This window comes from Pseudonocardia sp. ICBG1034, assembly GCF_020131375.1.
Classification (GTDB): Bacteria; Actinomycetota; Actinomycetes; order Mycobacteriales; family Pseudonocardiaceae; genus Pseudonocardia; species Pseudonocardia alni.
Window position 1 is genome coordinate 664,451 of record NZ_JAHLEK010000015.1, and the last position, 14,459, is coordinate 678,909.

General features: G+C 75.7%; 9 protein-coding genes and 1 pseudogene. 9 read left to right on the top strand and 1 reads right to left on the bottom strand.

Annotated elements, in window-relative coordinates:
* Window position 1 precedes the first annotated feature (1 nt).
* From KPF22_RS04775 to KPF22_RS04795, 5 genes are all read left to right on the top strand, one after another.
* Window positions 2-2,485 (top strand): xanthine dehydrogenase family protein molybdopterin-binding subunit, encoded by a 2,484-nt coding sequence (locus tag KPF22_RS04775; RefSeq protein ID WP_208818888.1) that lies wholly within the window; start codon window positions 2-4, stop codon window positions 2,483-2,485.
* On the top strand, window positions 2,482-3,333 hold the full coding sequence (locus KPF22_RS04780) for a xanthine dehydrogenase family protein subunit M (RefSeq protein WP_208818889.1): 852 nt from the start codon (window positions 2,482-2,484) through the stop codon (window positions 3,331-3,333). Before KPF22_RS04775 ends, KPF22_RS04780 begins: the two co-directional genes overlap by 4 nt.
* 89 nt (window positions 3,334-3,422) lie before the next feature.
* Window positions 3,423-4,139: an SRPBCC family protein gene (locus KPF22_RS04785; protein WP_208818890.1), complete on the top strand. Its 717-nt coding sequence runs from the start codon at window positions 3,423-3,425 to the stop codon at window positions 4,137-4,139.
* Between the two features lie 76 nt (window positions 4,140-4,215).
* Complete coding sequence (locus KPF22_RS04790; protein ID WP_208818891.1) at window positions 4,216-5,232, top strand: P1 family peptidase; 1,017 nt, start codon at window positions 4,216-4,218, stop codon at window positions 5,230-5,232.
* Complete coding sequence (locus tag KPF22_RS04795) at window positions 5,229-5,537, top strand: hypothetical protein (RefSeq protein ID WP_062398168.1); 309 nt, start codon at window positions 5,229-5,231, stop codon at window positions 5,535-5,537. The genes KPF22_RS04790 and KPF22_RS04795 overlap by 4 nt, the downstream gene beginning before the upstream one ends.
* Window positions 5,538-5,597: 60 nt before the next feature.
* Here KPF22_RS04795 and KPF22_RS04800 read toward each other — a convergent pair whose 3' ends face one another.
* Window positions 5,598-6,110 carry a PepSY domain-containing protein gene (locus KPF22_RS04800; RefSeq protein ID WP_224401350.1) on the bottom strand — a complete coding sequence of 171 codons (513 nt, stop codon included), beginning with the start codon at window positions 6,108-6,110 and terminating at the stop codon, window positions 5,598-5,600.
* A gap of 148 nt (window positions 6,111-6,258) precedes the next feature.
* On the opposite strand from KPF22_RS04800, the gene KPF22_RS04805 reads away from it, so the two are divergent.
* From KPF22_RS04805 to KPF22_RS04820, 4 genes and pseudogenes are all read left to right on the top strand, one after another.
* Window positions 6,259-7,719: a hypothetical protein gene (locus KPF22_RS04805; RefSeq protein ID WP_224401351.1), complete on the top strand. Its 1,461-nt coding sequence runs from the start codon at window positions 6,259-6,261 to the stop codon at window positions 7,717-7,719.
* Window positions 7,716-8,453 (top strand): annotated as a pseudogene (locus KPF22_RS04810) (hypothetical protein); the annotation flags it as partial. The gene KPF22_RS04805 and the pseudogene KPF22_RS04810, both read left to right, overlap by 4 nt.
* A gap of 517 nt (window positions 8,454-8,970) precedes the next feature.
* Window positions 8,971-13,452 (top strand): hypothetical protein, encoded by a 4,482-nt coding sequence (locus tag KPF22_RS04815; RefSeq protein WP_224401352.1) that lies wholly within the window; start codon window positions 8,971-8,973, stop codon window positions 13,450-13,452.
* Window positions 13,449-14,441: a DUF2399 domain-containing protein gene (locus tag KPF22_RS04820; RefSeq protein ID WP_208818894.1), complete on the top strand. Its 993-nt coding sequence runs from the start codon at window positions 13,449-13,451 to the stop codon at window positions 14,439-14,441. Before KPF22_RS04815 ends, KPF22_RS04820 begins: the two co-directional genes overlap by 4 nt.
* The last annotated feature ends 18 nt before the right edge of the window (window positions 14,442-14,459 follow it).

A 14,459-nucleotide genomic window follows, 5' to 3' on the forward strand; every position in this document is an offset into this window, starting at 1 on the left:
CGTGACGACGACCGCCGAACCCACCACGACCGGCGAGATCGGCAAGGCCCGGGTCCGCAAGGAGGACCAGCGCCTCATCACCGGCCGGTCCCGCTACACCGACTCCATCACCCCTCCGGGAACCGTCCACATCGCCGTCGTCCGGTCGACGATCGCGCGGGCGACCATCACCTCGATCGACAAGTCCGAGGCCGAGAAGGCCCCGGGTGTGTTCGGCGTCTACACCGCGGCCGACCTCGGTGCGGAGGAGGTCGGCATGCCCTGCGCGTGGCCGATCACCCCGGACCAGAAGGCCCCGCAGCGCCCGGTGCTCGCCGTCGGCCGCGTCAACTTCTCCGGTGAGGGCGTCGCCGTCGTCGTCGCCCGGTCGGCTGCCGCCGCGCGCGACGCCGCCGAGCTCGTCGAGGTCGACTACGAGCCGCTCGACCCGGTCCTCGACATGGAGGCCGCCGCGCAGGACGGTGCCGAGCTGGTCCACCCGGACCTCGGCACCAACGTCTCCGCGACCTGGGTGTTCGACTCCGCCGCCGCCGGCACCGGTGCCGACGTGGCCGAGGCCATCAAGGCCGCTGAGGCCGACAGCGACTCCGTCGTCGTCCGCCGCCGCTTCCGCCAGCAGCGCCTGATCCCCGCGTTCATGGAGCCCCGCTCCTGCGTGGTGGACCCGACCGGCGAGCAGCTGACCATCTGGGCCGCGACCCAGGTGCCGCACATCCTGCGCACCATGACCACGGTGACCCTCGGGGTGCCGGAGTCCAAGCTGCGCGTCATCGCCCCCGACGTGGGCGGCGGCTTCGGCGGCAAGATCGGCGTGCTGCCCGAGGAGATGCTCTGCGTGCTGCTCGCGCAGAAGCTGGGCAAGCCGGTCAAGTGGACCGAGACCCGCAGCGAGTGCATGCTCACCGCGCACCACGCCCGGGACCAGATCCAGGACCTCGTGATGACCGCCAAGAAGGACGGCACCATCACCGGGTTCGACGTCCACCTCTACGCCGACATGGGCGCCTACCTCGGCCTCGTCGGGCCGGGTGTGCCGATCCTCGGCGCGTTCATGTTCAACGCGATCTACAAGATCCCCGCGCTGAAGTTCACCTGCTCCAACGTCTTCACCAACAAGACGCTGACCGACGCCTACCGCGGCGCCGGCCGCCCCGAGGCGACCTTCGCCGTCGAGCGCATGCTCGACGAGCTGGCCGTCGAGCTCGGCCGCGACCCGATGGAGCTGCGCGAGCAGAACTGGATCAAGCACGAGGAGTTCCCCTTCACGACCGTCGTGGGCCTGACCTACGACACCGGCAACTACGAGCAGGCCACGCAGCGCGCGATGGAGCTGTTCGACTACGCCGGTCTGCGCCGTGAGCAGGAGGAGCGCCGCCGCTCCGGTGATCCGGTCCAGCTGGGCATCGGCATCTCGACCTTCACCGAGATGTGCGGCCTCGCCCCGTCCCGTGTGCTCGGCTCGCTGGACTACGGCGCCGGCGGCTGGGAGGCCGCCAGCATCCGGATGCTGGCCACCGGCAAGGTCGAGGTCACCACCGGTGCCTCCGCCCACGGCCAGGGCCACGAGACGGCGTTCTCGCAGATCGTCGCGGACAAGCTGGGCGTCGCGTTCGAGGACGTCGAGATCCTGCACGGCGACACCCAGGTGGCGCCGAAGGGCCTCGACACCTACGGCTCGCGCTCGCTGGTCGTCGGCGGTGTGGCCATCGTCAACGCCGCGGACAAGGTGATCGAGAAGGCGACGAAGATCGCCGCGCACCTGCTCGAGGCCTCCGAGGACGACATCGAGTTCGCGAACGGCCAGTTCACCGTCCGCGGCACCGACAAGGGCAAGGCCATCCAGGAGATCGCGTTCGCCGCGTTCATGGCGCACGACTACCCGGAGGGCATGGAGCCGTCGCTGGACTCCGACGCCGTCTTCGACCCGGAGAACTTCTCCTACCCGCACGGCACCCACCTGGCCGCGATCGAGGTCGACACCGACACCGGCCGGGTGAACCTGCGCAAGTACGTCTGCGTCGACGACATCGGGAACGTCATCAACCCGCTGATCGTCGAGGGCCAGGTGCACGGCGGTCTCGCCCAGGGCATCGCGCAGGCCCTGTTCGAGGAGGCGAACTACGACGACCAGGGCACCCTGGTCAACGCCACCTTCGTCGACTACACGATCCCGTCCGCGGCGGACCTGCCGAGCTTCACCACCGAGACGGTCTCCACCCCGGCGACGAGCAACCCGCTCGGGGTCAAGGGCGTCGGCGAGGCGGGCACCATCGCCTCGACCCCGGCGATCCTCAACGGCGTGCTGGACGCGGTGCGGCACCTCGGCGTCGACGAGATCGAGATGCCGACCACCTCGCAGCGCGTGTGGCGTGCGCTCCAGGTCGCGAAGGGCAGGAGCCCGCAGGAGACCCCGAGCGACACCCACTCGCCCGGCGCCGGCCTCGGCTCCATCGACCCGAACAACCCCAAGGGAGAGGTCCAGTGATCCCGGCCAAGTTCGACTACGTCCGGCCCTCCTCGGTCGAGGAGGCCGTGACGGCCCTGCAGTCGGCCGGGGAGGACGCCAAGATCCTCGCGGGCGGCCAGAGCCTGCTGCCGGTGCTGCGTCTGCGGATGGCCGCGCCGAGCACGATCATCGACCTCGGGGGCATCCCCGAGCTCAAGCGGATCGGCGAGGACGACCAGTACGTCATGGTCGGCGCGATGGCCACCCACCACGAGGTCATGCGCAACGACCTGGTGAACTCCCACGTGGAGCTGATCGCCCGGGCGACCGAGACCGTCGCGGACCCGCAGGTCCGCCACCGCGGCACCCTGGGCGGCGCGCTCGCGCACGCCGACCCGGCCGGTGACCTGGGCGCGGCCGCCCTGGCGATGGACGCCGAGTTCGTCATCCTGGGTGCCGGTGGCACCCGTCTGGTGACCGCGGCGGACTTCTTCCAGGACTACTTCACGACCGCGATCGGCGAGGGCGAGATCCTCACCATGGTCCGGTTCCCGAAGCGGACCGGCTGGAAGAGCCACTACGAGAAGTTCAACCGGGTCGCCCAGGCGTGGTCGATGGTGGCCGTCGCCGTGGCGCTGAAGGTGGACGGCGGGACCATCACCGAGGCCCGCGTCGGCCTGACCAATATGGGCAACGTGCCGATCCGGGCGACCGGCGTCGAGGCGGCCCTGGTGGGCAAGGCGGCGGGTCCGGACGTCGCGAAGGCGGCCGCCGAGCACGCGCTCGAGGGCACGTCCGCTCCGAGTGACGCGGACGCCGCCGCCGACTACCGTGAGCACCTGGCGAAGGTTCTCACCGGTCGTGCGGTGCTGGCCGCGGCCGGCTGACGTACCCGAGGAACACACCGACGCCGGCGCCGGCCCCGGAACCCCCGGGACCGGCGCCGGCGTTCGTTCGAGGAGGCTGGGCAGAGAAGATGCAACTGGAGAACAAGTTCACGATCGCGGCGCCGATCGAGGACGCGTGGAAGGCCCTCAACGACCCGGAGCTCATCGCTCCGTGCTTCCCCGGGGCGACCCTGACCGAGTACGAGGGCGACTCGTTCCAGGGCACCGTCAAGGTCAAGCTCGGCCCGATCTCGCTCACCTACAAGGGCAAGGGCACCTACATCGAGCGTGACGACGCGAACCACAAGGTGGTCATCGACGCGTCCGGCCGCGACGCCCGCGGCAACGGCACCGCCAAGGCCATCGTGACCGGCACGATGGTCGCCGACGGTGCGGACAAGACCTCGGTCACGATGGTCACCGACATGACCGTCACCGGCCGTCCGGCGCAGTTCGGCCGGGGCGTCATCTCCGACGTCGCCGACAAGATCATCGGACAGTTCTCGAGCTGCGTCGCGGACAAGCTGACCGGCCCCGGTGCGGCGACCTCCAACGGCGCGGGCCCGAAGCACGCGGCCGACCAGACCAGCCCGATCCCGGCCGTCCCGCCGGGCCCGGGTGAGGAGGCCGCGCCCGCCCCGGTGAAGCGGACCTACCAGCCGCAGAGCAGCCCGGTCGAGGCCATCGACCTGCTCGACTCGGCGGGTGCCCCGGTGCTCAAGCGCCTCGCGCCGGTGCTGGGCGGCGTGGGCGCGCTCGTGCTGCTGGTCGTGCTGATCCGGCGTCTGCGCGGCGCGAAGGGCTGAGTCCCCCGCACGTCCCTCCGGGCCGGTACCGCGTTCCGCGGTGCCGGCCCGTGGCGTTGCGGGGCAGGATGGAGCGGTGCGAGCGGGCGAGCGGAACGGACTGACCGACGTCGAGGGCCTGCGGGTCGGGCACGCGGCGGTGAGCGGGCCGGGTGCCCGCAGCGGGACGACGGTCGTGCTGGCCCCGCCGGGCGGCGCGGTCGCCGGCGTGGACGTGCGCGGCGCCGCGCCCGGCACCCGGGAGACCGACCTGCTCGACCCGGTCGCGACGGTCCAGCGCGTGCACGCCGTCACCCTGTCCGGGGGCAGTGCCTTCGGACTCGACGCCGCGTCCGGCGTGATGGCCCGGCTGGAGCGCGACGGCGAGGGCTTCCCGGTGCCCGGCGCCGTCGTGCCGATCGTGCCGGCCGCCGTGGTGTTCGACCTCGGCCGCGGCGGTGACCCCCGGGTCCGCCCGACCGCGGCGACCGGCACGGCCGCCTACGACGACGCACACGCCGGTCCGGTCGTCCAGGGCTCGGTCGGGGCGGGGACCGGCGCGGTGTCCGGCGGGCTGCGCGGCGGGATCGGGTCGGCGTCCGCGGTGCTCACCGAGGGCTCTGCCGCCGGGACGACGATCGCGGCCCTGGTCGTACTCAACTCCGCCGGTGCGGCCGCGGACCCGGCCACCGGTGAGGTGTACGGCGCCCGGCACGGTCTGCCGGGCGAGTTCGCCGCCGGGGTGGCCCCGGCCCTCGCCCCGCCGGAGCGGCTCTCCGAGCTGTACGCGGGGCACGTGAACCCGCTGGGGACGGCGACGACGCTGGTGGTCGTCGGCACCGACGCGGCCCTGGACAAGGTCGGCTGCACCCGGCTGGCGACGATGGCGCACGACGGCCTGGCCCGGTCGATCTCGCCGGTGCACACGATCCGCGACGGCGACTGCGCGTTCGCGCTGGCCACGGGCACCCGGGCCGCACCGGACGTCGCCGGGGTGTTCGCGCTGCAGGCGGCCGCGGCGGAGGTGACGGCGCGGGCGGTGGCGCACGCGCTGCTCGCGGCGGAACCGGCGCCGGACCGGCCGTCGTACACGTCGCTCCTGGTGGGCCCGTGAGCGCGCCGAACCCGTGGCTGGGGCGCCCGCGTGCCCCGCGCCCGCCGTCGGCACCGGACCCGGACGCGGTGCGTCTGGTGGGGCTGCCCCGGCGGCGGGCCGCGGCCCGGGCGGTGAACGACGTGGTACGGGGCGTGGACGTGCGCGCGTTCGACGACGGGTGGACCGTGTCGTTCCTCAGCGGCTACTACACGCTGTGCCACACCCTCGACCAGCTGCTCGACGCCGTGGCCCCGCCCGGGGAGCGGGAGCTGCTGCGGGCGACGGTGCTGGCCGCGGCCGACGGGACCGCGGGCCGGGGCTGACCGCCCGATCGGCGGGGCCCCGTGACCCGGGCCCCGCCGACCCCCGGTCCCGGCGCCGGCTCAGTCGTCGTCGCGGTCGTGCCGGTCGTCGTGCCGGTCGTCGTCGCCGTCGTGCCGGTCGACGTCGTGGTCGAGGACCTGGCCGGTGGCGGCGTCGATGTCGAGGTCGTGCTCGGTGGTGCCGTTCACGACCTCGACCTCCCAGTGGTCCCGGCCGTGGCTGCGGTCGTCGTCGCGGTCGTCGTCGTGCCGGTCGTCGTCGCTGTCGGCCCGGTCGAACTCGACCTCGGTGACCCGCCCGCCGCCCGCGGCGGCGAGGGCGGCGCGCTCGGCGGCGGCGCGATCGACCGCCGGCGGGGTGGGGGGCGCGGTCGCGGCCGCGGGTGCCGTGGGCGCGGCGGTGCGGGGCAGCTCCGGGGGCAGCAGGTCGGCGGTGCGCGCGATCGCGGCGCCGGTCGGGACGACGGTGAGCTCGTCCGGGGCGCCGCCCGCGCCGAGTGCGAGGGCGGTGCCCCCGCCGACGAGCAGGAGACCGGTGGCGGCGACGGCGGCGACGGTGAGCGGGGTACGCACGGTGATCTTCCTCCGAGAGGTTCCGGCTGGTCCGGGTCGGTGCGACCCGGATGCTGGTGGGAACTGTGCCGCCGCCCGCCCCAAGGTCGCGCTGCGTGAGCCCTAAGGCGGCGTTAGGGCCCGGAGCGGCCGAACTACAGTCGTCGGGGTGTCGACCATCAGCCCGGACGAGGGAGTGGCGCGCCGGTTGAAGGCCCTGGCCTGCACGGCGCCGCTGCACGACCTCGACGCCCGCAAGGGGCGGCTCGACTGGGACGCGACCGGCTACCAGATGGCCGAGATCGGCCTGCAGGCGATCGACCAGGTCACCCTGGCCATGGACTTCGACCACGGTGCCGACCATGCGGAGGTCGTCCGGCGGCTGCTGCCGTTCGTGGGCGCGCAGGTGCCGGGGGCGCCGCGGTCGGAGTACGTCCGCGTCGCGCAGTGGGTGATCGACAACCTGATCAACGTGGGGTCGATCGACCGCGGGTTCGCCGTGGAGTACGGCACGACCGACGACGACGGGCGCTACGTGCGTCGCCGGTTCGACTTCAAGCTGCTCGTCGAGGTGGCCGCCCCGGACGGCGGGATCTACCTGCGCGCCTCGGACGAGGCGATCAACGTGCTGGTCGGGGCGTTGGACACCGACGTCGAGTCGGCCCAGGAGGCCGCCGAGACGAAGCTGGAGACGCTGATCGTCCGCGGTCGTCTCGGCGACGCCCGGCTGGCGGCCGAGCAGGCCCGCTACCGGACCGTGCAGTACGCGGAGTCGTTGCGGCGCAAGCTCGAGGCGACCCGGCGCGACGTCCGCTCGGTGGACTGGCTCGACGCGGTCCCGCAGCTGCTCGACGAGGCGCTCACCCACATCGAGTCCCGCTACCGCGCCGAGACGATGATCAAGGCGAACATCGCCGACGCCCGTGACGAGGCCACCGAGCCCGGGCGCCGCAGGCAGGCCGCGGAGCTGGTGACCGTCGTCGACGACTGCATCCAGCGACACACCCAGCTGCAGGCACGGTTGCAGGAGGCGGGCGCGTCGTTCCGCGCCGAGCAGGACCGCCAGCAGTTCTCCGGGAGGCCGAAGCGGGCCGCCGTCGACGTGTTCGGGCAGCTGCTGCGGCCGTCGCTGGCGCTGACCGTCGAGGCGGCGCACGACCCGGTGACCGGCTACTTCGGTGCCGGGGCCGGCGTGCGGAACCCGTCGGTGCCGAGCCTGGGCGGGCTGGTCGAGACGTTGCTGACACCGCCGAGCGACCGTGACCCCTTCGGCGCCGAGGTGCCCGAGCCGGAGCTGGCGCCGCAGCCGCGCGAGCGGTTCGGGGTGGAGACGTGGGCGGCCGCCGACGCGGTGCTGCCCGCCGACGTCGAGCACCCGGTGCGGCTGTCCGCGGCGCTCGCGGCGGCCCGCGCGGCCGGGGCGGAGCTGCCGCAGCTGGTCGCGCTGCGGGCGATGCACGCCGTCGGGACGGCGGTGGCCACGGCACGGACCCAGGGCGACCCGTCGGTGCTGGTCGCCGTCGACGACGGGACGGTCCTCGACGACCCCGAGTTCGGCGGCGCCGACCTGCTGCTGGCGCGGGCCGGGGTGCAGGGCGGACAGACGAACCGACGGACGGCGCAGACATGAGTGACACCGAGACCGCGGCCCGCCTGGTCGGCTACGGCATGCGCCCCAAGGCGCTGCCCGGCCGCGACCCCGACTACGCCGACCTGGTCCGGCGCTACCGCGAGGACGACGAGTTCCGCACGACCGTGCAGCGCGTCGCGTCCGGTCTGGGCCTGGTGGTGCTGGCCGTCGACACCGGCCCGGGCATCGTGCTCGCCGCGACCGAGGGCTCGGTGTTCGAGATCCGGATGGACGAGTACGCCCGCCGCACCGCCCTGGCCAACCGGGGCGCCGACAAGGTCCTGCACGGGATCGCGCACCTCGCCGTCGCCGCGCTGGCCTTCCCGCGCCCCGACGACCTCGGCGACGACTCCTACGTCGGCCGGGTCTCGGTGGAGCTCGTCGACGGCGCCGTCCGCGAGGCCTGCCGGGTGCTGGCCGAGCGTGCCGCGGGGCCCGCCGACCCCGAGTCCGACGCCCCGCAGCTCGAGGAGGTCTGGCGGGTCTGGCAGCGTCGCCCGGAGGCCACCGCGACCAAGGACGGCCGCGTCGGGGAGTCCACCACCCGCGGGATCGTCGGCAAGGCGCTGCGGTTCCTCGCCGACCAGGGCTTCCTCGTCCCGGTCGGCGCGGAGGGCGCCTACCGGACGACGCCGCGCTACCAGGTTCAGGTGCGCGAGCTTGCGGCCCAGCGGGCCTTCGACGAACTGCTGGCCCTGAACGTCCTGCCCGCCGCGACCGCCGCCGGGACCCTGGTGACCGAGCACGACGGCGTGTTCGACGCGCCCGGGTCCGGTGCTCAGGGCGCGGCCGGGACGGGAAGCGCGCCCGACCTCGACGATCCGCCGGGGTCGGGGGAGAGGGCCGGGCCGTCGTCGGCACTCGATCCGGCACCCGCGGCGAGGCAGCCTGTGGGGGAGACCTCCTCGGACATCGTTCATCCAGTGAACGGGGCGAACGGTGCCGGGACCGACGGCTCGGTCGGCTCGGTCGAGGGCCCCGTGTCCGTGGAACTCGCTTACCCGGTAAGCGAGTTCGTGCAGAGCGGTGTCGGGGGTGACGGCGTGGCCGGTGACCCGATGGGCGTTGTCGATCCCGTCGGCGGGGCTGTGTCGGGGGAACCCGCTGACCCGGTAAGCGAGTTCGCACAGGACGGTGCCGGGGGTGGCGACACGGCCGGGGACCGACACCCTGCCGATACGGGTACGGAGCGTGCGGATCCGGCCGGCCCGTCGGACACCTCGCCGACCGACCACCCCACGGAGGACCGCGATGTATGAGCTGACCCGCGTCCGCCTGTTCTCCGTCGGTCCGACCGCCGCCCGCTACCAGGACGTCGCACTCGACCTGCGGGGCGTCGGGGCCCCGGTGAAGGTCGCCGTGCAGGAGGACCTGTTCGCCCCGGACGCGCTCGACCGCACGACGCCGCGTCGGCCGTCGCCGGCCTCGGTGCTGTTCCTCGAGAACGGCGGCGGCAAGTCCGTCCTGCTCAAGCTGATCTTCTCGGTCCTGCTGCCCGGGCGGCGCCAGGTGGTCGGGACCACCAGCACCACGGTGCTGGAGAACTTCGTGCTGGCCGAGGACGTGGCGCACGTCGTCTGCGAGTGGATGCACGTCGGCACCGGACGGCTGCTGGTCACCGGGAAGGTGTCGGAGTGGCGCGGGCACGTCGCCTCCAGCGACCCGGAGAAGCTGGCCGACGCCTGGTTCTCCTTCCGGCCGGTCCCCGGGATGGGCCTCGACGACCTGCCGTTCACCCACGACGGGCGCCGGGTCACCCTGGCCGCCTTCCGGGAGCGCCTGCAGACCGCGCACCGCGAGCACCCCGACGCCGAGCTCGCCTGGGAGACCGGGCACCGGGACTGGACCCGCCACCTCGTCGAGGTCGGCCTGGACCCGGAGCTGTTCCGCTACCAGCGCGCGATGAACGCCGGCGAGGGCGAGGCCGCCGAGGCGTTCTCGTTCTCCTCCGACGAGGCGTTCGTCGACTTCCTGCTGCGCGCGGTGCTCGACCCGGCGGAGCCGCAGAACGTCGCCGAGCTCGTCGCCGGCTACGCCGACCGGCTCGCCCAGCGCGAGGAGCTGGAGACCGAGCGGGAGTTCGTCGACGGCACGCTGTCCCGGCTCGAGCCGATGGTCGACGCCGAGGCCACCGCGACCGCCGCCCGTGACACCGAGACGGCCGCGCGCACCGAGCTGGTGGCGACCGCGTCGCGGATCGCGGCCCGCCGGATCGCCGAGGAGGCCCGCTCGGTGGCCGCCGCCGAGGAGGCCACCGGCGCGGTCGAGGCCGAGCAGTCCGCGGCCCGGGCGGCGGAGCGGCTGCAGGACACCGTCGGTGAGCTGCGCAGACTCACCGCGGGGCTCGCCGTCGAGGCCGCCGAGCGGGCCGCGGCCGAGGCGACCCGCGAGCGCGACGCCGCGTCGGCCGTCTCGATGGCCCGCGACGCCGTCGAACCGGTCCTGGCGCACCGCGTCGCCGCCGCCGAGGCCGCGCGGCTGCGCGCCCGCGTCGAGGAGGAGGAGCAGAAGGCCCGGCCCGCGCTCGCCGCCCGGCAGGATGCCGCCCGCGCGCTCGCGGTCGCGCTGGCCCGGGTCGCCGCGGAGGCCGACGCCGCCGCCGACGCGGCGGAGGAACACCGTGCCGACGCCGAGGAGCGCGCGGCGGCCGCCCGTCGCGAGCAGGTCACCCGCACCGCCGACGCCGCCCGCGCCGAGAGCGCCGCCGCCACCGCCCGCGAGGCCCTCGACGACCTCGACACCCGGGTCGCCGCCGCCGTCTCCGCCGGGCACCTGAAGGCGGGCTCGACCGCCGCCGACGTCGAGGACTCCGCGGCCGCGGCCCGGACCGAGGCGGAGCGGTGCGCCACCGCGCTCGCCGACGCCGACAGCGCGGCCGCCACGATCCGCGAGGAGCGCCGGGCCGCCGAGGCCCGCCGCACCGCCGCCCAGGACGCGGCGGCCGCCGCCCGCGCCGACGCCGCGGCCGCCGAGGCCGCGCGCTCCGCCGCGGAGGCCGACGCCGTCGCGCTCGCCGGGGAGGCCCGGCCCGCGGAGCTGCTCGGACTCGACGAGATCCGCCCGGACACCGACGCGGGCCTCGTCGTCGACACCCTGACCACCGCGATCCGCGGCGCCGAGCGGGAGCGGACGACCCTGCACGGCGACCAGCGCCGCGACGAACGCGCCCTCGCCGCGCTCGGCGACGGCGGCCTGCTGCCCGACCCGACGGAGATCGAGGACGTCCTCGCGGTGCTGGAGGCCGCCGGGATCACCGCCTGGTCCGGCCGTCGCTACCTGGCGAAGCTGCCCGCCCCCGACCGGGAGGCCGTGCTGGCGCGGCTGCCGCACCTGGCGGGCGGGGTGCTGCTCAACGACGCGCGCGACGCCGAGCGGGCCCGCGCCGAGCTGGACGCGGCGCGGCTGCTGCCGGCCTGCCTGGTCGCGGTCGGCACCACCGCCGCGCTGCGCGCCGACGCCGACGCGGCGCCCGGGATCGACTTCGTCGTGCCGCCCAACCCGGCCCTGCACGACGAGGAGGCCGCCGAGCAGGTCCGGGTCCGGCTCGTCGCCGAGACCACCGAGCGCGCCGCCCGGCTCGCCGAGCTGGAGACCGTCCTCGACGACGACCGCAGGCTGCGGGACCGGTTCGCCGCGCTGCGCGACCGACGTCCCACCCTCGCCGACCTGACCGCCGCCGCCGAGGCCGCGGAGACCACGCGGGCCGCCGCCGTCGCCGAGCACGAGGCGACCCGCGCCGAGGTCGAGGACCTCGACGAGCGCGCCGACCGGCTCACCGTCGACCGGCCCGGCCTGGAGCGCACCGCCGGGGACACCCGTCGCCGGGCGGACGCGCTCGCCGCGCTGCGCACCGAGCTCGCCCGCCGGGCGACGCACGAGGAGCGGATGCGCACCGGGGAGGCCGACGCCGCGCGGGCCCGCGAGGACGCCGACGCCGCCGGGACCACCGCCGACCGCGCCGGTCGCGAGGCCGCCGCCGCCCAGCAGACGCGCGACCGGCAGCGCGGCATCGGCACGACCCTGCGCGACGAGGCCGCGGCGCTCCCGGTCTCCGCCGACGAGGTCGGCGGCCGGGACGGGGAGCCGGAGGGGACCCCCGGGACGTCGCTGGCCGAGCTGCGCGAGGAGTTCCAGCGGGCCCGCGACGCCTACGCCTCGGCCTCCGTCGACACCGACCTGCACGGTGCGCTGGAGCGGGCCGAGGCCGACGCGCGGGAGCGGCGGGTCGCCGTCGACGGGCTGCCGCGCACCGTCGTCGAGGCCGCGACGGCGTTCCTGCACACCCCCGACGGCGCCGACGCCGCCAGCCGTCGCGCCGCCGCCGAGCAGGCCCGGACCGCCTACGACGAGGCCGAGAGCCGCCGCGCCGACGCCGCGACCGAGCTGGCCGTCGCCCGCCGCGAGCTGGAGCGGTTCACCGGCGGCGAGCGGCCGATCGACCCCTACGACCCGCCCCGCGACGCCGACCACGGCCGCGAGCTGGTCGCCCGCGCCACGGCCGACCTGGACGCGGCGGGCAAGGACCTGGAACGCCGTCGTCGGGCCCGGACCGACGCCGAGGACGCCCACCGCACCGCCACCGACCTCGCCCGCGGGTTCGGGCTGGTCGTGTCCTCGCTGGACGAGACGCCCGAGCCGTCCGGGGTGCCGTTCGACGGTGACGTCGAGGCCGCCCAGGCCGCGCTCAAGCGCCACCAGAACGCCGTCCGCGACGCGGCGGGGGAGCGGACGCGGGCCGAGAAGAAGGTCCGCGAGGGGGTCGACGCCGTCGCCCGCTTCGCGCAGGACCCGCGGTTCGCGACCCTGACCTCGCCGGTGCACCGCCACATCGGCGGCGTCGACCGGTCGGAGATGCCCGGCCTCGCCGCCGAGTGGATCGCCGCGCTGCGCCCGCGGCTGCGCTCCCTCGACGACGACCTCGGCAACATCGAGCGGCACCGCTCCGGGATCGTCACCCGGCTGTCCGGGATGGTCGGCGAGGCGCTGCGCATGGTGCGTCTCGCGCAGCGGCTGTCCCAGCTGCCCGAGGGCCTCGGCGACTGGTCGGGCCAGCAGTTCCTGCGGATCCGGTTCGAGGAGCTGCCCGACGCGGCGCTGCGCCACGAGCTCGGCGCCGTCGTCGACCGCACCGCCACCGGCATGGCGGGCGGGAAGGCGAAGGACCGGCGCGACGGCATGTCCATGCTGCTGCGCGGGGTCCGGGCGGCGATGCCGAAGGGCGTCCGGGTCGAGATGCTCAAGCCCGACGCCGTGCTGCGCACCGAGCGGCTGCGCGTCTCCGCGATCAAGGACGTGTTCTCCGGCGGGCAGCAGCTGACCGCGGCGATCGTCCTGTACTGCACGATGGCGGCGCTGCGGGCGCACCAGCGCGGGCAGGGCAGGCGGGCGCACGCGGGCGTGCTGTTCCTCGACAACCCGATCGGGCGGGCGTCGGCGGGATACCTGCTGGAGCTGCAGTTCGGCGTCGCGCAGGCCCTGGGGGTGCAGCTGGTCTACACGACCGGGCTGTTCGACGCGGGCGCGCTGTCGTCGTTCCCGCTGCTCGTGCGGCTGCGCAACGACGCCGACCTGCGGGCCGGACGCAAGTACCTGTCCGTCGACGAGCGGGTCACCCGGTCGGTGCCCGACGCCGACGCCCCCGGCGGCCGGATCACCGCCGCCCGCGTCTACCGGCGCCCCGAGGCCGCGGTGGCCGCCGGCACCGGCGACGACGGCGCGGGGTCGGCCGGATGACCCCGCCCGGGCCGGTCGCGGAGCGGCTCGCGGAGCTGCTGGCGGCCTCCGGGCGCACCCGGATTCCGCGCTCGGCGGTGCGCGCGGCGTTCCTGCAGGCGGACCCCACGATGGTCGGCAGCGTCGACGCCCGGCGGAACCTTGCCGGGGTCCTGGCCGAGCTGGCCGCCGCGGGCGTGCTGGAGCCGACCGGCCGGACCGACGACGGGGTGCCGCCGCTCCCGAACTCGGTACGGCTGGTCCGGCCGCGCACCGACGCCGCCCCGGCCGCGGACCGGGGCCCGTGGCATCCCGCGCTGGCGGGGGCCGCGGATCTGCGGCGGCCGTCGCGGGTGCTGTTGCAGGTCAACGACTGGCTGTTCGCCCACGCGTCCCGCGCGGTGGAGGTCCCGCTGCGCGAGCGCGCGCTGGAGATCACCGGCGATGAGAAGGCCTTCGACGGCCCGCTGCCCGGCGGGCTGACCCCGGAGGTCCTGCGGGCCCGCCGGGTCGTCCCGCCGTTGCACCGCGAGCGCCTGCCCGGCGGCGGGCCGGTGCTGCTCGTCGTCGAGAACGCCGACACCCTGGACTCGCTGCGCCGCGCCCTGGCGCCCGACCCCGGCCCGGTCGGTGGTCTCGCCTGGGGCGCGGGGAACGCGTTCACCGCGTCGGTGCTCGCCCTGCGCGACGACCCGCCCGCGGCGGTCCGCTACTTCGGCGACGTCGACGCCGCCGGGCTGCGGATCCCGCGGGCCGCCTCCGACCTCGCCGCGGCGCACGGCCTGCCGCCGGTGCGGCCCGCGACCGGGCTGTACCGGGCGCTGCTGCGGCACGGGCGTCCGGCCTCGGCGCGGACGGTGGACCACAGCGACGTCGAGTGGCTCGACGCCGGACTGCGCGGCCCCGTCCGCGACCTCTTCGCGGCCGGGGCGCGCCTGGCGCAGGAGGCCGTCGGGGTCACGGTCCTGGCCGGCGACCCGGACTGGCGCGCCGGGCTCGCCCCGGCCTGAGGGCTCACCCGGCCCGGA

Excerpts from the sequence above, each read along its gene's own strand:
- KPF22_RS04820 (WP_208818894.1), top strand. The coding sequence starts at position 13,449 with ATGACCCCGCCCGGGCCGGTCGCGGAGCGGCTCGCGGAGCTGCTGGCG.
- KPF22_RS04785 (WP_208818890.1), top strand. The coding sequence starts at position 3,423 with ATGCAACTGGAGAACAAGTTCACGATCGCGGCGCCGATCGAGGACGCG.
- KPF22_RS04815 (WP_224401352.1), top strand. The coding sequence starts at position 8,971 with ATGTATGAGCTGACCCGCGTCCGCCTGTTCTCCGTCGGTCCGACCGCC.